Genomic DNA, 23,116 nt, shown 5'->3' with positions numbered 1-23,116 from the left:
TGAGTGTGCTCACCGCGCCCGTGCGCGAGGAAGGCCCCGGTTCCGGAGGACGGAACCGGGGCCTTCGCGCTGCCGTGCGGCTCAGCCCGGGGCGCCCGGGTAGGGGCACTTCACGTCGGGGTTCCACTCGTAGAACAGGCCGTTGGGGTTGTCCTTGTAGAGCCAGGCGTGCAGCGAGTAGTGGGTCGGGATGGTCGAGTTGTGGTGCGCGGTGATCGGGCCCTCGAACTTCCGGCCGAACATCGTGGGCCGCGCGGTGCTCTTGCCGGCCTTCACGATCCACTCCACCCCGGTGAGCCTGCGGCCGCCCTTGCCGTCGTCCTCGTAGAGCAGGGCGGCGGGCTTGGCGGGGTCGAGGGAGCCGTAGTACTTGGGGTTGATGTAGTGGTAGCCCATGGCGCCCATGCCGTCGTTCATGTCCATGGTGCAGGGGTTGGGCCGGTATCCGGCGGCCACGGCGAGCGGGACGGACCGGTACTTGGCGGTGGCCGACACCGTCGTCGCGAGCTGCTTCCGGACGGCGGGCCCGACCGGCCCCCGGTCGGCACGGGCGGGGGAGGCCGCGAGGCCGAGGGCGACGGTGGAGGCGACGAGGGCGAGGACGGGTCTGGTCAGGTGAGCGGACATCGTGCGGGGCTCCTTGCTCCTGGGGGAGGAGACGGGGTCGCACCGAGAAGGATGTTCCGGGGCGGGGGCCGGGGCCATCGGAGGCGGCCATTCGAGTGACAGTTATGTCACGTAAAGTGACTGTCGTGCGCCTGGACGGCGCTCGGGGCCTGCCTTGCTCGCACATCTGTTCGTAGCTTGTGGATAACTCCGGGGCTGTCGGTGCGGACCCCTATCGTTGAGGCAGTGGTGGGCAGCGGGCGCACGACGGCACACGGGGGACCGGCGGGGGACAGGACGATGGATGCGACGGGCGGGATCAGCGAGATGCCAGTGGTGACCGAGGGACCCGGCGCGGACGCGAGCGAGGCGCTGACCACGCTGCACCGGGTCTTCGGGTACGACGCCTTCCGGGGCGAGCAGGAAGCGATCATCGAGCATGTGGTGGCGGGCGGCGACGCCCTGGTCCTCATGCCCACCGGCGGCGGCAAGTCGCTGTGCTACCAGATCCCGGCCCTGGTCAGACCCGGCACCGGCGTGGTGGTCTCGCCGCTGATCGCGCTCATGCAGGACCAGGTGGACGCCCTGCGCGCCCTCGGTGTGCGCGCCGGGTTCGTCAATTCCACCCAGGACTTCGACGAGCGGCGGACGGTCGAGGCCGAGTTCCTGGCCGGCGAGCTGGACATGCTCTATCTGGCGCCGGAGCGGCTGCGCCTGGACAGCACCCTGGACCTGCTCTCCCGCGGCAAGATCTCCGTCTTCGCGATCGACGAGGCGCACTGCGTCTCCCAGTGGGGCCATGACTTCCGGCCCGACTACCTCTCGCTGAGCCTGCTCGGCGAGCGCTGGCCGGACGTGCCGCGGATCGCCCTGACGGCCACCGCGACCCGGGCCACCCACCAGGAGATCACCCAGCGGCTGAACCTCCCGGCGGCCCGGCACTTCGTCGCCAGCTTCGACCGGCCCAACATCCAGTACCGGATCGTGCCCAAGGCCGACCCGCGCAAGCAGCTGCTCGCCTTCCTGCGCGAGGAGCACCCGGGCGACGCGGGCATCGTGTACTGCCTCTCGCGCAACTCGGTGGAGCGGACCGCGGAGTTCCTGAGCGCCAACGGCGTCGAGGCGGTGCCGTACCACGCGGGCCTGGACGCGGGCACCCGCGCGGCGCACCAGTCCCGGTTCCTGCGCGAGGACGGCCTGGTCGTGGTCGCGACCATCGCCTTCGGCATGGGCATCGACAAGCCCGATGTGCGCTTCGTGGCCCATCTGGACCTGCCCAAGTCCATCGAGGGCTACTACCAGGAGACCGGCCGCGCGGGCCGTGACGGACTGCCGTCCACGGCCTGGATGGCGTACGGACTCAATGACGTGGTGCAGCAGCGCAAGCTGATCCAGTCCGGCGAGGGCGACGAGGCGTTCCGCCGCCGGGCCGCCTCCCATCTGGACGCGATGCTCGCGCTGTGCGAGACCGCCGGGTGCCGGCGCGGCCAGTTGCTCGCCTATTTCGGCCAGGAGCCCGGCGCGGCGGCCTGCGGCAACTGCGACACCTGCCTGACCCCGCCGGAGACCTGGGACGGCACCGTCGCGGCCCAGAAGGTGCTGTCCACGGTGGTGCGGTTGCAGCGCGAGCGCGGCCAGAAGTTCGGCGCCCTCCAGATCGTGGACATCCTCCTCGGCAAGCGCACCGCCAAGGTGATCCAGTTCGACCACGACCAGCTGTCCGTCTTCGGCATCGGCGAGGACCTCGCCGAGGGCGAGTGGCGCGGCGCCATCCGCCAGCTGCTGGCCCAGGGGCTGCTCGCGGTCGAGGGGGAGTACGGCACGCTGGTGCTCACCGAGGACAGCGGCACGGTGCTGCGCGGCGAGCGGGAGGTCCCGCTGCGCAAGGAGCCGAAGAAGCCGGCCGTCTCCCGCTCCGCCTCGGGCTCCGGGCGGGGCGGCGGCAAGGCCAAGGCCGCCGTGGCCGAGCTGCCCGAGGAACTCCAGCCCGCCTTCGAGGCGCTGCGGGTGTGGCGCACCGGGCAGGCCAAGGAGCAGGGCGTGCCGCCGTACATCATCTTCAACGACGCCACCCTGCGCGCGATCGTCTCCAGCATGCCGGGCTCTCTGCGGGACCTGGCCGGCATCAGCGGGGTCGGCGAGAAGAAGCTGGCGACGTACGGCGAGGAGGTGCTCGCCGTGCTGTCCTCCCTGAACGGATCGGCTCCGGCCGCCACCGAGCCGCCCGCACCGGGCGAGGCCCCGGAGGACGACTGGCCGGGCCCGGAGGACGAGCCGGAGCCGGAGGACTGGATATAGCAGGACCGGGAAGGCGCCGCCCGTTCCGGAACGGGCGGCTCAGGACAGTGCCTTGAGGCCCGGTGCGAAGGTGATCAGCAGCGGGAGGAGCGGTACCAGCGCGGCGACCGTCGTGGTCAGGGCGCGCTGGCGGCGCAGCAGCCGCGGGGGCGGTTCCAGCAGCCGGTCCACCCGCTCGCCCAGCAGCCGGCGGCTGGAGGCGCAGGACAGGACGCCCCGGTGCTGGTTCAGCTCGATCAGCGCGAGCGCGGTGGTCAGATGGCCGCAGCGCCGGGAGGCGGCGTCGTCGGCGGCCAGTTCCACCAGGCGGTGCGTCTGGTCGCGGAAGTGGGCGAAGAGCGGCACCCGGGGAAAGCCCGTGGCCAGCGCGCCGGACAGATGCAGCAGCCAGTCGTGGTGGGCGCGCGCGTGGCCGCGCTCATGGGTGAGGACGGCGTCCAGCTGGTGGCCGGTCAGCCGGTGCAGCGCGCCGGTGGTGACCACCAGCTGCGGGGGATGCCCCGGCATCCACCAGGCGTCCGGGTACTCGTCCTCCAGCACCAGCATCGGGCCCCGCGCCATCGGCAGTCCCGCGGGCAGGTCCGGGGCGCGTTCGCGCAGTTCGGCGCGGGCCTGGCCGCGGCTGCGGCGGGCCTCCACCAGTTCCCGGCCGAGCATCGCCGTGGTCCAGGCGGCGCCGCCGGCCAGCAGGACGGTGAGGACGGCGGCCCACACCGGCGCGGCGGACAGGTCGTAGGCGGCGGTCACGGCGGGCGGCGCGGGGGCGAACACATGGTCGCGCACGGTGTGGAAGACCGCCGCGGTGCCCAGTGTCAGCGCGGCCAGGCAGCACAGCAGGACGGTGGCGACCAGGCACTGCCACACCCACAGCGCGACCACGGGTTCCCGCTCGGGCCAGTCGGCCCGGGTCAGCGCGCGCGGTGCCGGCCCGGCCGCCGTCAGGGCGACAACGGTGAGCAGGAGCAGGCAGACGGTCATGCCGGGGCTCCGGTTCCTGGTCGGAGAGGGGGTTCGCGGACGGGTGGCGCGAAAGGGGGCGGCGCGGGTGGCCGCCGTGGGTGGTGCGTGCTGCCGCCAGTATGACGAAGAGGGGCGCCGCGAGTCAGGTACCGGGAGCGAACCGTCCGCCCCCGGCCCGCCCCGCGGCGCCCACCGGATCAGGCCGAGGGCACGATCCGGCCGGTCACCTCGCCGAGGCCCACCCGGGTCCCGTCAGGACCGGGCGCCCAGGCCGTCAGGGTCACCACGTCGCCGTCCTCCAGGAAGGCGCGCTTGCCGTCGGGCAGTTCGAGGGGGTTGCGGCCGTTCCAGGTCAGCTCCAGGAGGGAGCCGCGCTGCCGTTCCTCGGGTCCGCTCACGGTGCCGGAGCCGTACAGGTCGCCGGTGCGCAGGGAGGCGCCGTTGACCGTCATCTGGGCGAGCTGCTGGGCGGCGGTCCAGTACATGGCGGAGAAGGGCGGCTCGGAGATCACCTCGCCGTTGAGGGCCACGGAGATCCGCAGGTCGTAGCCGCCGGGCTCGATGCCGGGCGCAGCGTCGTCCAGATAGGGCAGCAGCGGGTGGGTGCGCTCGGGCGGCGCCACCCGGGCGTGCTCCAGGGCGTCCAGGGGGGTGATCCAGGCCGACACGGAGGTGGAGAAGGACTTGCCGAGGAACGGGCCGAGGGGCACGTACTCCCAGGCCTGGATGTCGCGCGCGGACCAGTCGTTGAGCAGGAACAGCCCGAAGACGTGCTCGCGGAAGTCGCCGAGCGCGACCGGGGTCCCCTGCTCGCTCGGCACGCCCACCACGAAGCCGACCTCGGCCTCGATGTCCAGCCGGATCGAGGGGCCGAACACCGGCGCCGGGTCGGCGGGACCCTTGCGCTGCCCGGAGGGCCGTACGACATCCGTGCCCGAGACCACGACGGTGCCGGAGCGGCCGTGGTAACCGATCGGCAGATGCTTCCAGTTGGGGGTGAGGGAGTCCGCGGCGTCCGGGCGGAAGACCTTGCCGACGTTACGGGCGTGGTGCTCCGAGGCGTAGAAGTCGACGTAGTCCGCGACCTCGAAGGGCAGGTGCAGGGACACCTCGGACAGCGGGTGGAACAGGGGCGCGAGCGTCTCGCGGTACGCGGGGTCGGTGACCCAGGAGGTGATCGCGGAGCGCACCTCGGTCCAGGTGGCGCGCCCGGCCGCCAGCAGCGGGTTGAGGACGGGGCGGGCGAGCAGCGCTTGGTGCGGCGAGCCGAGGGCCGCGGCCGCGGCGCCTGCGTCGAGGACCTGGTCCCCGAGCCGGACGCCCACCCTGCGCTCCGAGCTGCCGGAGGGCGAGAACACGCCAAGGGGAAGGTTGTGCGGGCCGAAGGGGTCGCCCTCGGGGACGTCGAAGGGGGGCATCGGGGTACTGCCTCGCTCTCATCCAGGCCATGCATGGCGATGCGTTGCACGTGAACGAGCCACACGTTACGGCCGGGACACCGGTCTTGGGCAGTGGCTGGGGGGTTGCCCCCGTAGTGCCTCAAGAGTTCGCAATGTCCGAAAGACCCTTGTCGGATCCGGTAGTTCCGGCTTAGCGTCCTCCGGGGGAGACGGACGGGGTGGATCCGTTCCCCTGGGGGGACACGTGGGGGGACCCGTGGCCGAAGACACCGTCGGTGCGTCCGTGCAGGTCGACCGTGAGGTGCCGGGACTGATCGTCAAGTTCGGCGCCTACCCGCTGCACCACGGCGGGGTGGGCGCGATCCGCAGCCTGGGCAGGCTCGGCGTGCCCATGTACGCGATCACCGAGGACCCGTACACACCGGCGGCCGCCTCGCGCTATCTGCGCAGGGCGTTCGTCTGGCCGACGACCGGCGCGGAGGAGGCCGGGCAGCTGGTCGGGGGGCTGCTGCGCATCGGCCGCCGGATCGGCCGCCCGGCCGTGCTGATCCCGACGGACGAGGAGGCGGCCGTCCTGATCGCCGAGCACCGGGAGGAGCTGGCCGGACCCTTCCTCTGCCCGCCGGTGGACCCCGGGCTGCCGCGCCGGGTGGCCAGCAAGCAGGGGCTGCACGAACTGTGCGAGGAGCACGGACACGGGCTCGCGAGCCCGGCGGCGGCCTTCCCGCGGTCGTACGAGGAGGTCGTGGCCTTCGCCGACACCGCGAGCTTCCCGGTGGTGGCCAAGAACCGGGAGGCGTTCCTGCGCCGCAGCCGGCCCGCCGTGGCCGGCACCACGCGGATCGCCACCCGCGCGGGCCTGCTCGCCCTGGCCCGCGCATGGGGGCCGGACCCCGGGGTGATCCTCCAGGAGTACCTGCCGCGCGAGCAGGCCGAGGACTGGATCGTGCACGCCTGCTTCGACCGGGACGCGAACCCGCTGGCGCTGTTCACCGGGGTGAAGGTGCGGTCCTGGCCGCCGCACGCGGGCATGACCGCGCACGCGTACGTCGTCGACAACCCCGAACTCGCCGACCTGGCGGCGCGGTTCGTGAAGCGGATCGGGTTCAGCGGGGTGGCCGACCTGGATCTGCGCTTCGACCGCCGCGACGGGCGGTACAAGCTGCTGGACTTCAATCCGCGGATGGGCGCGCAGTTCCGGCTGTTCGAGAGCGCGGCGGGCGTGGACGTCGTACGGGCGCTGCACCTCGATCTGACCGGGCGCCCGGTGCCCGAGGGGGAGCAGCGTGCCGGGCGGCGCTATGTCGTGGAGAACATCGATCTGCCGGCCCTGCTCGCCTACCGCCGCGGCGGCTATACGACCCCGCACGCGCCGGCGCGGGCGAGCGGGACGGAGCTGGCCTGGTTCGCGGGGGACGATCCGCTGCCGTTCCTCACCATGCTCGCCCGCTTCGTGCGGCCGGGCGCGCGGCATCTGCGTCAGCTGTGGCAGGAGCGTCGCCGCGGCACACCCAAGTAGGCCATGCGGCACACCCAAGCAGGCCATGAGGAAACGCGTCCTGGGGAGGGACTTCGTGATCCGACCGGTTGCAGTCATCGGGGCGGGGCCGTTCGGCCTGTCCACCGCCGCCCATCTGCGGGCGCGCGGCCTGCCCGTACGGGTCTTCGGCGACCCCATGGTCAGCTGGCGCGCCCATATGCCCGAGGGCATGCTGCTGAAATCGACCCCCGCCGCCTCCAGCCTCGACTGCCCGCAGCCCGGCCACACCCTCGCCGACTACTGCGCCGCGGCCGGGCTCCGGCGGCTGGTCAGCGACGAGGACGTGATCCCGGTGGAGACCTTCATCGGGTACGGCGAGTGGTTCCAGCGGCGGCTCGTGCCGCAGCTGGAGCGGGTGCGGGTGGTCTCCGTGGAGCCGGCCGGGCGGGACGCGGGCCGGGGCTTCGAACTCAAGCTGGACTCGGGCGAGTCGTTCGTCGCGCGGGCGGTCGTGGTGGCCACCGGGCTGTCCGGCCTCGCCCATCTCCCGGCCGAGCTGCGACGGGCGGCCGGTGCCGAGCCCGCTCCCGGGGGCCCCGTCTCGCACAGCTCCCAGCACCATGACCTCACGCGGTTCGCCGGCAAGGAGCTGATCGTGGTCGGCGCCGGGCAGTCCGCGCTGGAGACGGCCGCGCTCGCGGCGGAGGCCGGGGCCCGGGTGCGGGTGGTGGCGCGGGGGCGCGGCCGGGTCGCGTTCGGGGCGCCGCCCTGGGAGCAGCCGAGGCTGCGTCCCGAGTCGCCGTTCGGGCGGGCCTGGTCGCTGTGGGCGTTCAGCTACTGCCCGCACCCCTACCGCTTCCTGCCCGAGCCCACCCGGCACTTCCTGGTGCGCCGGGTGCTCGGCCCGCTCGGCGCCTGGTGGCTGCGGGAGCGGTTCGAGGGCGCCGTCCAGGTGACGGACGTCGAGCGGGTGCTGGGCGCGGCGGCGGAGGACGGCGGCCCGGTGCTGACCGTGCGCACGCACGGCGGCCGCGTCGAGCACCTCACCGCCGACCATGTCGTCGCCGCGACCGGCTACCGGGTGGACATCGCCGCGATGGACTTCCTCGGCCCCACCCTGCGCACCCACCTCGCCACCAGCCGCGGCACCCCGCGCCTGGGCGCCGGCTACGTCTCCTCGGTCCCCGGCCTCTACTTCACCGGCCTGCCGGCCGCCTCCTCCTACGGCCCGGTGATGCGCTTCGTGTGCGGCACGGAATTCGCCTCACCGAGGCTGGCGGGACATCTGGCGGGGGCGCACGGGTGAGCACCGGTGGCGGGGAGCGGGGGCGCACGGGTGAGCACCGGGGCGGGGCCGGACAGCCGCCCCCGCCCCCGTCCCCGCCCCCATCACCACGTCCCCCAAGCCCACTTGAAGTCACCTCCCACACAAGTCCGGGTAATGACACGGGAGTCGGGGTGGGACGCACAGGCCGGTGGAGGGGGTGGGTCCGTATTCTCGGATCATGGTTTCCTCCCCCGCGTACGCACTGATCGCCACCGACCTGGACGGGACGCTGCTGCGCGGCGACGACACCGTCTCCGAGCGTTCGCTGGCCGCGCTCGCGCGGGCGGAGCGGGCCGGGGCCCGGCATCTGGTGGTCACCGGCCGCCCGGCCCCCAGAGTCCGCCCGCTGCTGACCGCCCTCGGCAGTACGGGGCTCGCGGTGTGCGGGCAGGGGGCGCAGGTGTACGACGCCGGGTCCGGCCGCATGCTGTGGTCGGTCCGGCTGGACCGGGAGCTGGCCGAGACCGCGCTCGGCAAGATCGAGGCGGAGGTGGGCCCGGTGTTCGCGGCCGTCGACCAGGACGGCACGGACGGGCTCACCCTGATCGAACCCGGATACCGGATGCCGCATCCGACCCTGCCCGCGGTCGGGGTGGCCCGGCGCGACGATCTGTGGGGCGCGCCGATCAGCAAGGTGCTGCTGCGCCACGCCACCCTGTCCGACGACGAGTTGGCGGCGGCGGCCCGCTCGGTGGTGGGCTCGCTGGCCACGGTCACGATGTCGGGACCCGGGACCGTGGAGCTCCAGCCGTGCGGGGTGACCAAGGCGACCGGCCTCGCGCGGGCCGCCGAGCGGCTCGGGATCCCCGCGGCGGACGCCCTCGCCTTCGGTGACATGCCCAACGACATCCCGATGTTCCGCTGGGCGGCGCACGGCGTCGCGATGGCGAACGCCCACCCCGAGCTGAAGGCGGTCGCCGACGAGGTCACGACGTCGAACGAGGACGACGGCATCGCCGTCGTCCTCGAAAGGCTGTTCCCGGCCGGACGGCCGGGAACAGCGGGGGTGCCGAAGGCCCTGGGGCCCGGCGTCGGTCAGTAGGCGCCGTTGACGTTGTCGATCGAGCCGTACCGCGCCGCCGCGTAGTTGCAGGCGGCGGTGATGTTCGCGACCGGGTCGTAGATGTTGAACGACGTTCCGGCCACGTGGTACGCGTTGAAGGTCGGGTCGATCACCTGGAGCAGACCCTTGGACGGTATGCCCTTGGCCGCGTTGGAGTCCCACAGGTTGATGGCGTTCGGGTTGCCCGAGGACTCGCGGATGATGTTGCGGTGGATGCCGTTGTAGGAGCCCGGGATGTGCTTCTCGGCCATGATCGCGAGGGACTCGCGGATCCAGCCGTCGAGGTTGTTCGGGTACCCGGCGGGCGTGGTGGCGGCCGAGGTCGTACCGGTGGTGGCGGACGCGGTCGCCGCGCCCACGAGGGGCATGGCGAGCACGGCCGCGCCGGTGCCGGCGACGGCGATCAGACGGACGAGACGGTTGGCGCGGGTACGACGCGGCTGAGCGGCAGCAGACATGGGGGCTTTCCTCTCCTACGCCTGCGAGGTGAGCTGTCGGGTTCGGGCGGGGAGGTGCCCGGTCGCGCCCCGTGAGAGGCGTGGCTTTACCCCAAGCCGTCCGGTGCGAACACGCGGTGCGGCGCGCTGTGTCACGCGCTGCGCCATGTGAGTCGTCCGGTTCGGCGACTTACCTGGGTCCCCCGCTCCTGCCGTACGAATGAGTTCGTCGATGGGTGTACGGGCGGCGGCAGGATTAGGCGTCCGCCCGATGGCTCGGGAACGTATGCGAGAGCACATGCCGGGAACAAGCGCTGAATTGTTATATCGAGGCATTTGGCCTTGATCATCAGCCTATGGGGTACTTGATCCTTTGCGAATGCCAACGCTCAACTCGCTTACGACACGCGGCGAGAGGGGGTGTCGGCGGGTTACCGGCGGGAAGTCGGCCAGGTGACCCAATTCACGAAATGGCAAACTGTGGAAAATCGGGCATGGGGGATTCGTCCCTCGGTGGGGCGGAGTCGATACTCCGCTCATCTCCGAGGTCACGATGAAGTTCCCGATTACCTGTTAAGTGGATAAATGTCCGTTGTCATCATCCGAGCGGGGGTATGCCGGTCATGATCCGTTACCGCCCGGGCTGGACGGGTGGGTGCGGGGTGGGCGCTATCGGTGATCGAAACCGGACCGGATACGCTGACTTGAGTGATGGCAGCGACCTATCGACAAACCGCGTAATCGGCAGCAGACACCAGCAGACAGGAGACCCCTCGTGACCGTCGTCGGGCCGTTCGGGCTGAGCGTGCGGGACCAGGCTCTCGAAGCCGATGTCCAGGCCGGATTGGCGGCTGTCGAGGAAGGCCTGCTAGAGGCCACGAAGAGCGAGGTCCCGTTCATCACGGGGGCCGCGCAGCACCTCGTACGGGCCGGCGGCAAGCGCTTCAGGCCGCTGCTCGTGATGCTCGCGGCGCAGTTCGGCGACCCCTACGCGCCCGGAGTGGTGCCGTCGGCCGTGGTCGTGGAACTGACCCATCTGGCCACGCTCTACCACGACGACGTCATGGACGAGGCCGCCGTACGCCGGGGCGTGGACAGCGCCAACACCCGCTGGGGCAACTCCGTCGCGGTCCTCACCGGCGACTTCCTCTTCGCCCGTGCCTCCCAGATCCTCGCCGACCTCGGCCCCGAGGCGGTCCGGGTCCAGGCCCTCGCGTTCGAACGCCTGGTCACCGGCCAGATCCTGGAGACCGCGGGACCCACCGACGGCCGCGACCCGGTCGAGCACTACCTCGACGTCCTCGGCGGCAAGACCGGCTCGCTGGTCGCGGTGTCCTGCCGGTTCGGCGCGATGATGTCCGGCGCCGACGAGACGGTCGTGGACGTGCTCACCCAGTACGGCGAGCGGCTCGGCGTGGCCTTCCAGCTCGCCGACGACTACCTGGACATCGCCTCCGACTCCCATGAGTCAGGCAAGACCCCCGGCACCGATCTGCGCGAGGGCATCCCGACCCTGCCCGTGCTGCGGCTGCGCGAGCGGGCCGCCCGGCTCGGCCTGCCCGAGGACCTCGCCCTGTGCGAGCTGCTGGACTCCGACCTCGCCGACGACGCCCGGCACGCCGAGGCGCTGGCCGCGCTGCGCGCCCACCCGGCCCTGGAGCAGGCCCGCCGGGACACCGTGCGGTACGCGGAGGAGGCGCGCGCCGCGCTCGCCCCGCTGCGGGAGTGCGATGCCAAGGTGGCGCTGACGGAGCTGTGCGACGCGGTGGTGCACCGGGCCGGGTGACCGCCCGTGTCCGTGCCCCGGACAACCACCCGTTCGGCGTCCACCAGGTGGCCGTACCCCCGCTTCCCGTCGCATCCTGCCCGTAGGGATGTGTGTTCGGGATGTGTTCGAGCCCCTAGGGGTGCGCCCTACGTGTCATACCGCAGTCGTACGCCGAGTTGGCTCCGAGGGCTGACGATTCCTCACCGCGGATTTGGTCGTATGGACACCACGGACATCACCACTCCTCACCGATTCGGGTGAGAATGGCGGCTCGGGTGGACCAGCGTGAGGGCAGCCGCCGCCGACGACGGAGGTAAGGCACACATGGCACCGTACGAATCCGACGACGCAGTGGGCGCCGCGCGGGACGAGGAGACGCGCTCGGGCCGCCGCAAGGCCGCTCGGTACGCCGTCCCGGTCGCGGTGGTCGGGGTGGCCGCGGCCACCATCGGGCTGGTCCCGGCGCTCGCCGACTCCGGCGACCCGGACCTGCCCAAGGTCACCGCCCAGCAGCTCATCGACAAGATCGCCAAGTCGGACGTGCAGCAGCTGTCCGGCACCGTGAAGATCAGCACCGATCTGGGCCTGCCGGACCTCGGCGGCCTGGAGAGCGGCCTCGCCTCCGGCATGGCCCAGGGCTCCGGCGCGGGTTCCGGCTCCGCCGCCGACCCGAGCTCCCGGCTGACCGAACTGCTCTCCGGCACCCACACCCTGCGCGTCGCGGCCGACGGCCCGGACCGGCAGAAGCTCTCGCTCCTGGAGCAGGGCGCCGAGTACAGCGTCATCCACAACGGCAAGGACGTCTGGGGCTACGACAGCAAGAGCGACCAGGTCTCCCACGGCACCGCGCCCGCCGCGGGCAAGGACCGCACCGAGCCCCCGGCCACGCCCAAGGACTTCGCCGAGCAGGCGCTGAAGGCGGTGGACGACACCACCTCGGTGACCGTCGACGGCACCGCCCAGGTCGCCGGGCGCGACGCCTACAAGCTGCAGATCAAGCCCCGCCAGTCCGGCACCACGGTCGGCGCGATCAACATCGCGGTGGACGCGAAGACCGGCATGCCGCTGAAGTTCACCCTGACCCCGAAGAGCGGCGGCGCCGCCGTGCTCGACGCGGGCTTCACCCAGGTCTCCTTCGCCCGGCCCGCCGCCTCCACGTTCGCCTTCACCCCGCCGAAGGGCGCGAAGGTCACCGAGCAGCAGGACGGTTCGCTGAAGGACGGCGCGGACAAGGGCGCGGAGCGGCCCGGCCCCGGCAAGGGCCTGGAGGGCACGGACGGCGCCAAGGGCCTCGAAGGCAAGGGCGCCCCCAAGGTGATCGGCAAGGGCTGGACCTCCATCGCCACCTTCGACTCCGGCGCCAAGGGCGGCCTGCCCACCGGCGACAAGGGCGGCGACCTCGGCGGCTTCCTCGGCTCGCTGGGCGACAAGGTCTCCGGAAAGTTCGGCAAGGGCACGGTCTTCTCCACCCGCCTGGTCAACGTCCTGATGACCGACGACGGCAAGGTCTACGCCGGCGCGGTCACCAAGGACGCGCTGGTGAAGGCGGCGGACGCGGGCAAGTAGGCCGCACCCGCCGAGGGGAGTCGACGGGGGAGTCGTCGGGAACCGGCGGGAGTCGTCGGGTGCCCGCGGGAGTCGTCGGAAACCGGTGGAAGCCGTCGGGAGCCGACGGGATTCGAGGAGGGGAAGCCGATGGACCCGGTACGGCCCGATCCGGACCCGGTACGGCCCGATCCGGACCCGGTACGGCCCGATCCGGACCCGGTACGGCCCGATTCGGACCCGGTGCGGCCCGGGGACGCGGACGGCGTGATCGCCACCCGCGGCCTCACCAAGCGCTACCGGGGCGGGCAACTCGCCGTGGACGGTCTCGATCTGACCGTCCCGGCGGGCAGCGTCTTCGGCTTCCTCGGCCCGAACGGCTCCGGCAAGACCACCACCATCCGCATGCTGATGGGCCTGATCGAGCCGACCTCCGGCACGGCCCGCGTCCTGGGCCTGCCCATGCCGCGGGCCGCCCGGACGGTCCTGCCACAGGTCGGCGCGCTCATCGAGGGCCCCGCCCTGTACGGCCATCTCTCCGGCCGGGACAATCTGCTGCGCCTGGACGCGGCCGACCCGACCGCCGACCCGCGCACCCGGGCCGCCCGGGTCGCCGCCGCCCTGGAGCGGGTGGGTCTCGCGGCGGCCGCGGGCAAGCGGGCGAAGGCGTACTCACTCGGCATGAAGCAGCGCCTGGGTCTGGCCGCCGCGCTGCTGCGACCGCGCCGGCTGCTGGTCCTGGACGAGCCGACCAACGGCCTCGACCCGCAGGGCATGCGCGAGATCCGCACCCTGATCAGGGAACTCGCCGCCGACGGCAGCACCGTCTTCCTCTCCTCCCACCTCCTGGACGAGATCGAGCAGGTGTGCACCCATGTGGCCGTGATGGCCCGCGGCCGGCTGCTCGCCCAGGGCGCCATGGCCGACCTCGCGGCGGGGGCGCGCGACCGCCTGGTGGTGACCACCCCGGACCCGGCGGAGGCCGCCCGGGTGCTGAAGGAGCAGGGCGCCGCCGATGTCACCGCCGACGGCGACCGGGTCACCGGCGAGCCGCCCGACCGCGACCTCGCCGAGGTGAACGCGGCCCTGGTCGCGGCGGGCGTACGGGTACGGGGGTTCACCCTCCGCCGGGCCTCCCTGGAGGACTCGTTCGTGGCACTGACGGGGGAGGGTTTCGATGTCGCGCGCTGACACAGCGACCACGGCCGCCGCCGAGCGCGGGCCCCACCCGCTGTGGACGCTCGGCCTGCTGCGCAGCGAACTGCTCACCACGCTCCGCCGCTGGCGGGCGCTCGTACTGCTCGGGGTGCTGGCGGCGGTGCCGGTGCTGATCGGGGTCGTGGTGAAGGTCCGGGCGGGCGGCGGCTCGTCCGGCGCGGCCGGGCCCGCCTTCCTCGGCCAGGTCACCGACAACGGCCTCTTCCTGGTGTGCACGGCGCTGGCCGCGACCCTTCCGTTCTTCCTGCCGATGGCGGTCGGCGTCGTCGCGGGCGACTCGATCGCGGGCGAGGCCGACGCGGGCACCCTGCGCTACCTCCTGGTGGCCCCGGCCGGACGCACCCGCCTGCTGCTCGTCAAGTACGCGACGGTGGTGGCGTTCTGCCTGCTGGCCACGCTGGTGGTCGCCGTCTCCGCCCTGCTGACCGGCGTACTGCTCTTCCCGGTCGGCGACCTGATGACCATCTCCGGTACGACCATCAGCTTCACCGACGGCCTGCTGCGGGCCCTGCTGATCGCGCTGGTGGTGGCCGCGTCCCTGATCGGCGTGGCGGCCCTCGGCCTCTTCGTCTCCACCCTGACCAGCAGCGGCATCGCGGCGATGGCGGCCACCGTCGGCCTGGTCGTCACCGCCCAGATCCTCGACCAGTTCCCCCAGTTGCACGCCGTACGGCCGTACCTCTTCTCCCACTACTGGCTGTCCTTCGCCGACCTGATGCGCGACCCCGTCTACTGGCACGACCTCGTCCGCGGCCTCGGCCTCCAGGCTTTGTACGCGGCGGTGTTCGGCTCGGCGGCGTGGGCGCGGTTCACCACGAAGGACATCACCACCTAGCCGAACCGGCCACCGCCAGCAGCAGTTCCTCCCGGCCGGGCGCCGCCACCAACTGGAGCCCCACCGGGCAGCCGTCCCGGCCGAGCCCCGCGGGCAGGCTGAGCGCCGGGTGCCCGCTGAGGTTGAACGCCCAGGTGAGAGCGGTGGAGTAGCGGTCTCCCGGGCCGTCGTGGCCATGGGCGGCGCAGGGGGTGGTGGGCGTCAGCAGGAGGTCGGCGCGGCGGAAGAGGGCGGCGAGACGACGGTCGTTGACGGCACGGACGCGGGCGGCCGTACGGAGATCGCCGCCGCCCCGCAGGGCGAGCCAGGCGGGGCCCGGGTCTTCGAGGCGGAGGGGCTTTCCGGGCGGCAGCAGGCGTACGGCTCCCGCGTCCGCGAGCCGGCGGGCGGCGGCGTGGGCGAGCGCGACCGGCTCGGGGTCGGGGCCGGCGAAGCCGAGATCGGGCGACCACAGGGCGGTGGGCGTGCCGAGGTCCGCCGACCACAGGGCGGTGGGCGTACGGCGCTCACCGCTGCCCGGGGTCTCGGCCGGGCCGGTCAGCACCCGCCAGCACGCCTCCGCGTCCGCCGCGCACCGGGCCAGCACGCCGGGCGCCGCGAGCCCCGTGCGGTCGGTGGAGGGAAGCCGCCCGTTGGTCGCCTTCAGGCCGACCACCCCGCACCACGCGGCCGGGATCCGCACCGAGCCCGCCCCGTCGGTGCCGGTGGCCAGCGGCACCAGCCCGGCGGCCACGGCGGCGGCGGAACCCGCCGAGGAACCGCCGGGCGCCCGGTCGTACCGCCAGGGGTTGACCGTACGGCCGTACCGCCCAAGTCCCCATGTCTGCCAGGCGGTTCCCGGCCCCGGCACGGCGGTGGCCCCCACCGGGACGCACCCGGCGGCGATCAGCGGCCCCGCCCCGCGCAGCCCCCGCTTCCCCTTCACCCCGATCGGCACCCCGGCCAGCGGCAGGTGTTCCCCCGCCGCGATCCGCTCGTCCACCGCCCGCGCGCCCCGCAGCGCGGCCTCCTCCCACACCTCCGCGAAGGCGCACAGCACCGGGTCGACGCGCTCGATCCGCGCCAGCGCGGCGGAGACCGCCCCGACGGCCGTGGCCGCGCCGGAGCGCACGGCCGCGGCGATCTCCCGAGCACTGGTCATGGTGCCGTCTCTCCCTTCAGGTGGCGTCGTTGAACAGCACATCCGCGGCCGCCGTCGCGGTTCCCGGCCGGGCCCCGCGGGCCGTTGGGACGAGGCTGTGACGTCGGCGTGACGCGGAGGCGGGCATGGAACGGACACACTGGTTCGCAGGACGCGTGCGGCCGGTGCGCGGCGCGGGGGAGTGAGGGAAGGACCGATGGCTCGACTGAGCTTCGAGAAGAAGCGGGTGCCGGGACCCGTGGCGCACCCGGCGGCGGTGCCCGTCCGGGTGTACGGCGCGGGCGGCGCGTCCGTGGGCGGAGCGGCGGTCGTGGCGGCACCGGGTGAAGAGATCCAGCAGGCCGTCCTGAACCACCTCCAGCGCCTCGCCATCAGCCTCGGCACCCCCATACGGGCCACCATCCAGGACGACCGCGCCGGTTGTGTCGTCCCGCTGGAGGTGTTCGCGGACGGCTCCAGCCGGGTCACGGGCAAGGCCGTCCGGGTCGCTCAGCCCGAGGCACCGGAATTCCTCCGGCCCCCGAGGGGCGAGTTCGGCCCGGCACCGGTCATGGGGGCGGCGGTGCCGGGATCCGCCGTAGCTTCCGCCGCGCCCGTCGTGGACGTACCGGCGCCCGTCGTGGACGCACCGGAGCCCGCCGTAGACGTCCCCGCGCCCGTCGTGATCGCTCCCGCGCCCGTCGTGAGTGCCCCCCGGCCGCTCACCGCCGCGCCCGCGTCCGCGCCCGCGCCCGCGCCGAGGCTCTCCGAGACCACCACCGGCTGGCCCGCCGAGTCCGTCCCCGCGACCACCGCCACTCCCACCCCGCCCCGCGGCTTCGACGCCGTGGCCGAAGAGGTGCTCGGGGACGGTCCGGTCACCGAGACCGTGGAGGGGGCCGAACTGCTCACCGAGCCGATGACGCGGATCAACGAGGCCGTGCGCGCGGGCCGGATCGAGGACGCGGCGGAACTCGTCGAGCGCACGGTCGAGGAAGCCGTCACCGTCCTCGGCGCCGACCACGCCGAGGTGCTGCACCTGCGCGAACTGGCCGCCTACATCGCCTACCTGGCGGGCGAACCGGTACGCGCCTGCCGGCTCTCCCTGGACCTGGCCCAACTGCGCCGCATCGCGCGGGACGCGGACGCGGCCTACGGCAATGTGCAGAGCGCCTCGACCGCCTGGCGTGCCGTACGGGACCCGGAGGAGGGGCTGCGGCTGGGCCGCGACCTGATAGACCTCTGGACCGACCTCGCCGCCGAACCGGGCCCCGCCGCCGACGACCCCCGGCCCCTGGAATCCGCCCGCGCCCGCATGCTCCGCCTCACCGACCGGGCCTCCCGGGCCGAGCGGACGGCCGAGCACGGAGCGGCGTGACCGCTCCCCGCACGGCTGCGGAAACGATCAGGCGTCCACCGAGGCCCCACCCGGAGCCTCGGTGCGGGGGGCACCGGCTCAGCGGTCGGACGGCATGGCCTCGTGGAAGTAGAGGACTGCCAGCGGGGAAGGCCCCACTCCAGATAGGGGCCAGGGAGCCGCAGTCCTCACCGGCTGTGCTCCCGTATGTGTAAGCGCTCGGCTCAGGACAGCGGCAGGTCCACGAGCATCACGGCGTAGACCGGGGAGTCGGGGAACGGCTGGTCCTCTCCGACCTTCCGGTACCCCCAGGACTCGTACAGGGCCTGGACCTTCGGGTGCGTCACGTCCACGAGCAGCACCGCCAGGTCATCGTCCTGGGCATCCATCAGCGCCCGGTGCAGCCGCTCCGAAACGCCCTTGCCCCGCCACGGAGGGCGGACTTGAAGCTCGGAGAAATGGAAGGTGCGGGACTTCTCCGGCGCCGGGTTCAGGTGCTCCCGCCACCACTCCCGGCCCTCCACGCCAGGAGCGCCGTACGTGAAGCCCACCGGCTCATCGCCGTCGTACGCGATCACGCACGAGAAGCCGGGGTTCCTGCCCCAATGGTCCACGAACCACGGGAACTTCTGCCGGAATTCGTCGTCCTCGATCACGTCGGCGTATACGTCCCGCTGCACATCGATCAGCGTTTGCCGGATCTCCGGAAGGTCGGCGTGGCCGTAGTGGCGCAGCTCCAAGGCGGAGGTCGTCATCGAGCTCGGCTCCATTCGGATCGGTAGCGGTCTTCCCACTCGCGCGCGGTACCGGAGCCCGGCGCAAGGGTGGTCAGGTCTCGGATGAAGTCTCCGAGGTATGAGCGCATCCGGCCGGGCAGGGTGCTGCCGCGCATGAGCGTGAACACCTGCTCCGCCGTGGCACACGCCTGGTCCACGTCACCCTGGTGAAGCTGGGTCAGAGCGAGCTGGAGGGTAGCCAGCGCACGGTTTCGCCGGAACTCCTGGGGAAGAGCGGCAAGGGCGCGGTGGGATGCCGCTTCCGCGCCCGCTGGGTCCCCGATGTCGTCCCGGACGTATGAGGTGATGGCCAGCAGTTCAGCGGGGCCATAGAACGCGACCCAGGTTGGGCGCGGGCTGTCCAGGGCCGACTTCGTCAGCGCTTCTTCGGCGTACCCCAGCGACCGCAGGGCGGATTGCCGGTCCCCGGACGCCGCGTGCCCGATGGCCGTGCGGGCGTGCGCGAGGGAGGCGAACAGCGGGTCTCGGCGCGCGGCGCTTGTGGCCTGCGCTGCCTGCGCGGCATGCACGGCTTCGGCGTAGTGCTGTCCCTGGCAGGCCAGCATGGCGTGCGAGTTCCACACGCGGAGTTCAGACTCAGCAGCGGCGCCCAGCCCGGCGAGGTGCAGTGCTCGGTTGAGGTGGTCCCGGGCACGGTCGCGCTGCCTGGCATCCACGGCCGACCAAGCGGCGGTGGCCGTATAGTCGGCGGCGACGCCGTACAACCGCTGCCGGACGCGTTGGGAGGCGGCCCGCTTCTGTAGCTCCAGGGCTTCGGCGGCGCCGGCGAGGGCGGCACGTTCCAGGGCCTCGTGACCGCCCGTGGAGGCGTCCAGGGCTGTCAGGGCGTCCAGGCCGCTACGGAGCCTGATCACGTCGGTGGTTCCGACCGCGTAGGGCCGGGTGGCGACCAGGGACACGGCGGCGGCCGTGCCGGTGGCGGCGGTGAGGAAATTCCTGCGGTTCACAGGGTCCTCCGTCCTGGTAGGGCTTCGTCGGTCCACCGGAGGAACAAAGCCCAGCTCCTCGGCGGTACGGTCGAATACTGCCTCTAGGGCTTCGCGCTGCCGTGAATGAGGCCAACGCGTCTTTCCGGTCAGCCAGTTGCGTACCGTGCGGTCACCCACGGTCCCTGCGTGGCCATGCGCCCGCAGGTGATCACTCACTGCCTCCCCCAACTCCACCTGCGTGAGCCCCGCTTCGGCGAGCGCATCCGCTAAGTGCCTGTTCTCGTCCACGGCTTCAAAGTAGCGAGATCGCAGGGTCGCCGTGCTGGAGCGGGCGCGAAATTTCCGGTTGCCCGCGTATCACGGCGGCCGGACATTTCCTCACAGGCTGTCACATCCCGTCGTTCACTGAGTGTGGACCGCCACCGGAAGGGACAGTGCGGCGGCCCTCTGGAGCAGCCCCGCCTTGCCGTGAGCGGGCTGTACCTCCCGCTCACCGACGAGGGGCCCTGATGACCGTGACCACCACTCCCAAAACAACCGGAAGCCCCGGCTACAGCGAGACCCTGCCGCGTGACCCCGAGAGCGCGGCCAGCGCCCGTCGCCTGGTGCGCACGGCCTGCGCGGCGTGGGGCCTGCACGGGACGGCTGATGACGGCGCCCTGGTCGTCTCCGAGCTGGTGTCCAACGCCGTGCGGCACGCCCGGCGGGAGTCCATCCGCGTCATGGTGGAGCGCACCGCGCCGGACAGGGTCCGCGTGGCCGTGTCGGACTTCTCTCACGCACTGCCCGAACTGCGCACGCCGGAGGACGACGAGGAGGGCGGGCGTGGCCTGGCCCTCGTGGCGGAGCTGGCGGCCGACTGGGGCACGCACGAGCGGCGCTGGGGCAAGGTCGTGTGGGCGGAGCTGGAGGGACGCGGATGAGCGACGACGAGCCCTCCGGCCGCAGCCTGGCCCGGGCCCACCTGTCGCAGTTGATCGAGTTATTCGGCACGGACGGGTGCCTGCGGATCAGCACCGACCCCTCTGAGCCCGACCCGGCCGCCGTCGCAGGAGAGCCGGAGAGGGACGAGCAGACGTGACCGCGCCCCAGGGCGCGGTGAAGCCCCGGCCGGTGAACTCCGCCGAAACCGGGCCCCGCCCGCCGATGACCCCGCCCCCCGGAATCCGCCCCGCGCGCGCATGCTGCGCCTCACTGACCGGGCCTCCTGGGCCGAGCGGGCGGCTGAGCACGGAGCGGTGTGACCGTCCCGCGCGCACCAGGGGTAACGACCAGCCCGCTACGGGCCCCTACGGCTCCTCGGGTGTTGGGGTCACGCGTCGACGGAGGCCCCACCCGGAGCCTCGGTGCGGGGCGTTCCGAGCCGGGTCTCCGCGACCTTCGACTCCAGGGCGGCCAGGGTCTTCCTCGACCGGCGTGCCGAGTGCAGGGCGCTGCCCGTGAGCAGCAGTAGGGCCACCCACACCAGGGCGAAACCGGCCCAGCGCTCGGGCGGCATGGCCTCGTGGAAGTAGAGGATGCCCAGCACGAACTGGAAGACGGGGGCCAGGTACTGGAGCAGGCCCAGGGTGGACAGCGGCACGCGGATCGCCGCCGCGCCGAAGCAGACCAGCGGCAGAGCGGTGACGGCACCGGTGGAGGCGAGCAGCGCCCCGTGCCCCGCGCCCTCGGTCGTGAAGGTGGAGTGCCCCTGTGCGCCGAGCCAGATCAGATAGCCGAGCGCGGGCAGGAACTGGATCGCGGTCTCGGCGGCCAGTGACTCGACACCGCCGAGACCCACCTTCTTCTTCACCAGCCCGTAGGTCGCGAAGCTGAACGCGAGGCAGAGCGAGATCCACGGCGGGTGGCCGTAGCCGACGGTCAGGACGACGACCGCGGCGAACCCGGTCGCCACCGCCACCCATTGCAGGGGCCGCAGCCGCTCCTTCAGCAGCAGCACGCCCATGGCGATGGTGACCAGCGGATTGATGAAGTACCCGAGGGACGCCTCCACCACATGGCCGGCGTTCACGGCCCAGATGTACACGCCCCAGTTGACGGTGATCACCGCGGCGGCCACGACCACCAGCGCCAGCCGGCGCGGCCGGCGCAGCAGTTCCCCGGCCCAGGCCCAGCGCCGTACGAACAGCAGGGCCACGGCGACGAAGACCAGCGACCACACCATCCGGTGGGCGAGGATCTCCATCGCCCCGGCGGGCTTCATCAGCGGCCAGAACAGGGGGACCAGGCCCCACATGCCATAGGCGGCGAAACCGTTCAGCAGACCTATGCGGTGCTCACCCTTGGACGTCCCGGGCACGGGCCCTCCCTCCGCTTCTCATGCGCCCACGTGCGCGCGGGCACGAAGGTAACGCCGCGCGCCTCCGGCTGTCATGTCCGTATCGCCATACGGTCATGACAGCCGGGGGCGCGTAGGAGAAGGCGCAGGTCGGGCGCCGGTCAGTCCTTGAGCGCGGCCTCGACGGCCTGGGCCAGCGGAGTCGTCGGGCGGCCGATCAGCCGGGAGAGGTCGCCGGAGTCGACCACCAGCTCGCCTCGTTCGATCGAGGGGTCCACCCCGGCGAGGATGGCGGCCAGCGGCTCGGGCAGCCCGGCGCCGACGAGGATGCCCGCCATCACCTCTTCGGTGACCGCGTTGTAGACGATCTCCCGGCCCGCCGCGCGGCTCAGCTCGGCCGCGTACTCGGCGAAGCTCCACGCCTCGTCGCCGCCCAGCTCGTACGTCCGGTTCTCGTGGCCCTCGCCGGTCAGCACCGCGACCGCGGCGGCCGCGTAGTCGGCGCGGGCGGCCGAGGAGACCCGGCCCTCGCCGGCCGCGGCCACGACGGCGCCGTGCTCCAGCACCGGGGCGAGCTGCTCGGTGTAGTTCTCGTGGTACCAGCCGTTGCGCAGCAGCGTGTACGGCAGGCCGGAGGCCAGCAGCACCTTCTCGGTGGCCCGGTGGTCGTCGGCCAGCGTGGCCTTCAGGCTGCCCGGGGCGCTGGTGTACACGAGCAGCGCCACGCCCGCCGCCTTCGCCGCCTCGATCACCACGGTGTGCTGCCGCACCCGGTCGTTGGCGAACTCGTTGCCCGAGATCAGCAGGACCTTGTCGCCCGCGGCGAACAGGGTGTCGAAGGTCTCGGGCGCGTTGTAGTCGGCGACGGCCAGCCGGACGCCGCGCGCCGCGAGGTCCGCGGCCTTCTTCTCGTCGCGTACGACGGCGGTGATCTGCTCCGCCGGAACCTTCTCCAGCAGCTGCTCCACGACGTGCCGGCCGAGGTGTCCGGTGGCTCCGGTGACGACGATGCTCATGGTCTCTGACACTCCTTGCGAGGGGGCTGGGGCACTAACCATACAGCTAGCGCTAACTAAAAGAAAGTGCACCCTCGCCCGGATATGACCCCGGTCATCGCCCGGCCATTGCCCCGGCCATCGTCCGGGCATGCGAAGAGGCCCGGGAACGGTCGTCCCGGGCCTCGTGAAGCGGTGTGCCGGTATCGGCGGGTGGGGTCAGCCGACGACCGTCCAGGTGTCGCCGCCCGCGAGCAGCGCGCCCAGGTCACCCTTGCCCTTCTGCTCGATCGCGGTGTCCAGCTGTTCGGTCATCTGCTCGTCGTAGACCGGCCGTTCGACCGAGCGGAAGACCCCGATCGGGGTGTGGTGCAGGGTGTCCGGATCGGCCAGCCGGGAGAGGGCGAAGGCGGTGGTCGGGGACGCGGCACCGGCGTCGTGGACCAGCAGCTCCGCCTCGTTCTCCGGGGTCACGGTGACCACCTCCAGGTCGCCGGTGCGCCGGTCGCGTACGACACCGCGCGCCCCCTCGGCGCCGAAGCGGATCGGCTGTCCGTGCTCCAGCCGGATCAGTGCCTCCTCGGCCTGCTGGCGGTCTTTGAGGGCGTCGAAGGCGCCGTCGTTGAAGATGTTGCAGTTCTGGTAGATCTCCACGAGTGCGGTGCCCGGGTGTGCGGCGGCGGCGCGCAGGACCTCGGTGAGG

The 23,116-nt window shown here is 72.7% G+C and carries 20 protein-coding genes, 1 pseudogene and 1 riboswitch; of the genes and pseudogenes, 11 read left to right on the top strand and 10 right to left on the bottom strand.

Annotated features, from left to right (window positions below; all coding sequences use genetic code 11):
* Positions 1–81 precede the first annotated feature (81 nt).
* The gene (locus AB0N90_RS28910) at positions 82–627 is read right to left on the bottom strand and encodes a hypothetical protein (protein WP_365201578.1); all 546 of its coding nucleotides are present in this window, start codon (positions 625–627) and stop codon (positions 82–84) included.
* A 306-nt stretch (positions 628–933) separates the two neighbouring features.
* On the opposite strand from AB0N90_RS28910, the gene recQ reads away from it, so the two are divergent.
* On the top strand, positions 934–2,904 hold the full coding sequence (gene recQ / locus AB0N90_RS28905) for a DNA helicase RecQ (protein ID WP_361683165.1): 1,971 nt from the start codon (positions 934–936) through the stop codon (positions 2,902–2,904).
* A gap of 39 nt (positions 2,905–2,943) precedes the next feature.
* On the opposite strand, the gene AB0N90_RS28900 is transcribed toward recQ, so the two are convergent.
* A complete protein-coding gene (locus tag AB0N90_RS28900; RefSeq protein WP_365201575.1) occupies positions 2,944–3,882 on the bottom strand; it encodes a M56 family metallopeptidase in 939 nt (312 codons plus the stop codon).
* A gap of 179 nt (positions 3,883–4,061) precedes the next feature.
* Positions 4,062–5,282, bottom strand: coding sequence for a fumarylacetoacetase (gene fahA / locus AB0N90_RS28895; protein ID WP_365201572.1), 1,221 nt, complete (start codon positions 5,280–5,282; stop codon positions 4,062–4,064).
* Positions 5,283–5,520: 238 nt separating this feature from the next.
* Between fahA and AB0N90_RS28890 the strand changes: the two genes are divergently transcribed.
* From AB0N90_RS28890 to AB0N90_RS28880, 3 genes are all read left to right on the top strand, one after another.
* The gene (locus AB0N90_RS28890) at positions 5,521–6,783 is read left to right on the top strand and encodes an ATP-grasp domain-containing protein (protein ID WP_365201569.1); all 1,263 of its coding nucleotides are present in this window, start codon (positions 5,521–5,523) and stop codon (positions 6,781–6,783) included.
* A 55-nt stretch (positions 6,784–6,838) separates the two neighbouring features.
* A complete protein-coding gene (locus tag AB0N90_RS28885; RefSeq protein WP_365201567.1) occupies positions 6,839–8,050 on the top strand; it encodes an FAD-dependent oxidoreductase in 1,212 nt (403 codons plus the stop codon).
* A gap of 199 nt (positions 8,051–8,249) precedes the next feature.
* Positions 8,250–9,113 carry an HAD family hydrolase gene (locus AB0N90_RS28880; RefSeq protein ID WP_365201564.1) on the top strand — a complete coding sequence of 288 codons (864 nt, stop codon included), beginning with the start codon at positions 8,250–8,252 and terminating at the stop codon, positions 9,111–9,113.
* On the opposite strand, the gene AB0N90_RS28875 is transcribed toward AB0N90_RS28880, so the two are convergent.
* Positions 9,107–9,592: a transglycosylase SLT domain-containing protein gene (locus AB0N90_RS28875; RefSeq protein ID WP_361683154.1), complete on the bottom strand. Its 486-nt coding sequence runs from the start codon at positions 9,590–9,592 to the stop codon at positions 9,107–9,109. The genes AB0N90_RS28880 and AB0N90_RS28875 overlap by 7 nt on opposite strands.
* Before the next feature lie 5 nt (positions 9,593–9,597).
* A riboswitch (cyclic di-AMP (ydaO/yuaA leader) is annotated at positions 9,598–9,813 on the bottom strand.
* 533 nt (positions 9,814–10,346) lie between these two features.
* On the opposite strand from AB0N90_RS28875, the gene AB0N90_RS28870 reads away from it, so the two are divergent.
* The 4 genes from AB0N90_RS28870 (at position 10,347) to AB0N90_RS28855 (ending at position 14,937) form a co-directional block, all read left to right on the top strand.
* Positions 10,347–11,357 carry a polyprenyl synthetase family protein gene (locus tag AB0N90_RS28870; RefSeq protein WP_361683152.1) on the top strand — a complete coding sequence of 337 codons (1,011 nt, stop codon included), beginning with the start codon at positions 10,347–10,349 and terminating at the stop codon, positions 11,355–11,357.
* 306 nt (positions 11,358–11,663) lie between these two features.
* A complete protein-coding gene (locus AB0N90_RS28865) occupies positions 11,664–12,905 on the top strand; it encodes a sigma-E factor regulatory protein RseB domain-containing protein (RefSeq protein WP_365201561.1) in 1,242 nt (413 codons plus the stop codon).
* Between the two features lie 129 nt (positions 12,906–13,034).
* Positions 13,035–14,075: an ABC transporter ATP-binding protein gene (locus AB0N90_RS28860; RefSeq protein ID WP_365201558.1), complete on the top strand. Its 1,041-nt coding sequence runs from the start codon at positions 13,035–13,037 to the stop codon at positions 14,073–14,075.
* Positions 14,062–14,937 (top strand): ABC transporter permease, encoded by an 876-nt coding sequence (locus AB0N90_RS28855; RefSeq protein ID WP_365201556.1) that lies wholly within the window; start codon positions 14,062–14,064, stop codon positions 14,935–14,937. Before AB0N90_RS28860 ends, AB0N90_RS28855 begins: the two co-directional genes overlap by 14 nt.
* Here the strand turns inward: AB0N90_RS28855 and AB0N90_RS28850 are convergent.
* On the bottom strand, positions 14,927–16,078 hold the full coding sequence (locus AB0N90_RS28850) for an amidase (protein WP_365201554.1): 1,152 nt from the start codon (positions 16,076–16,078) through the stop codon (positions 14,927–14,929). The two genes, AB0N90_RS28855 and AB0N90_RS28850, sit on opposite strands and share 11 nt — an antisense overlap.
* 196 nt (positions 16,079–16,274) lie before the next feature.
* Here AB0N90_RS28850 and AB0N90_RS28845 point away from each other — a divergent pair, with 196 nt between their 5' ends.
* On the top strand, positions 16,275–17,435 hold the full coding sequence (locus AB0N90_RS28845; RefSeq protein ID WP_365201551.1) for a hypothetical protein: 1,161 nt from the start codon (positions 16,275–16,277) through the stop codon (positions 17,433–17,435).
* 203 nt (positions 17,436–17,638) lie between these two features.
* On the opposite strand, the gene AB0N90_RS28840 is transcribed toward AB0N90_RS28845, so the two are convergent.
* Positions 17,639–18,169: a GNAT family N-acetyltransferase gene (locus tag AB0N90_RS28840; protein ID WP_365201548.1), complete on the bottom strand. Its 531-nt coding sequence runs from the start codon at positions 18,167–18,169 to the stop codon at positions 17,639–17,641.
* Complete coding sequence (locus tag AB0N90_RS28835; RefSeq protein WP_365201545.1) at positions 18,166–19,428, bottom strand: XRE family transcriptional regulator; 1,263 nt, start codon at positions 19,426–19,428, stop codon at positions 18,166–18,168. Before AB0N90_RS28835 ends, AB0N90_RS28840 begins: the two co-directional genes overlap by 4 nt.
* A gap of 221 nt (positions 19,429–19,649) precedes the next feature.
* Between AB0N90_RS28835 and AB0N90_RS28830 the strand changes: the two genes are divergently transcribed.
* Positions 19,650–20,063, top strand: a complete 414-nt coding sequence (locus tag AB0N90_RS28830; RefSeq protein WP_365201542.1) for an ATP-binding protein — start codon at positions 19,650–19,652, stop codon at positions 20,061–20,063.
* Positions 20,060–20,221, top strand: coding sequence for a hypothetical protein (locus tag AB0N90_RS28825; RefSeq protein WP_365201539.1), 162 nt, complete (start codon positions 20,060–20,062; stop codon positions 20,219–20,221). Before AB0N90_RS28830 ends, AB0N90_RS28825 begins: the two co-directional genes overlap by 4 nt.
* A gap of 231 nt (positions 20,222–20,452) precedes the next feature.
* Here AB0N90_RS28825 and rarD read toward each other — a convergent pair whose 3' ends face one another.
* The 3 genes and pseudogenes from rarD to AB0N90_RS28810 form a co-directional block, all read right to left on the bottom strand.
* Entirely contained in the window at positions 20,453–21,439 is a 987-nt protein-coding gene (gene rarD / locus AB0N90_RS28820; protein WP_365201537.1) for an EamA family transporter RarD, read from the bottom strand.
* Positions 21,440–21,579: 140 nt separating this feature from the next.
* The gene (locus tag AB0N90_RS28815; protein ID WP_365201534.1) at positions 21,580–22,434 is read right to left on the bottom strand and encodes an SDR family oxidoreductase; all 855 of its coding nucleotides are present in this window, start codon (positions 22,432–22,434) and stop codon (positions 21,580–21,582) included.
* A 198-nt stretch (positions 22,435–22,632) separates the two neighbouring features.
* A pseudogene (locus AB0N90_RS28810) lies at positions 22,633–23,116 on the bottom strand (2-oxoacid:ferredoxin oxidoreductase subunit beta); the annotation flags it as partial.

Source organism: Streptomyces sp. NPDC093018 (genome assembly GCF_040684035.1).
GTDB lineage: Bacteria > Actinomycetota > Actinomycetes > Streptomycetales > Streptomycetaceae > Streptomyces > Streptomyces murinus.
This window is presented reverse-complemented; position numbering and strand designations above follow the sequence as displayed.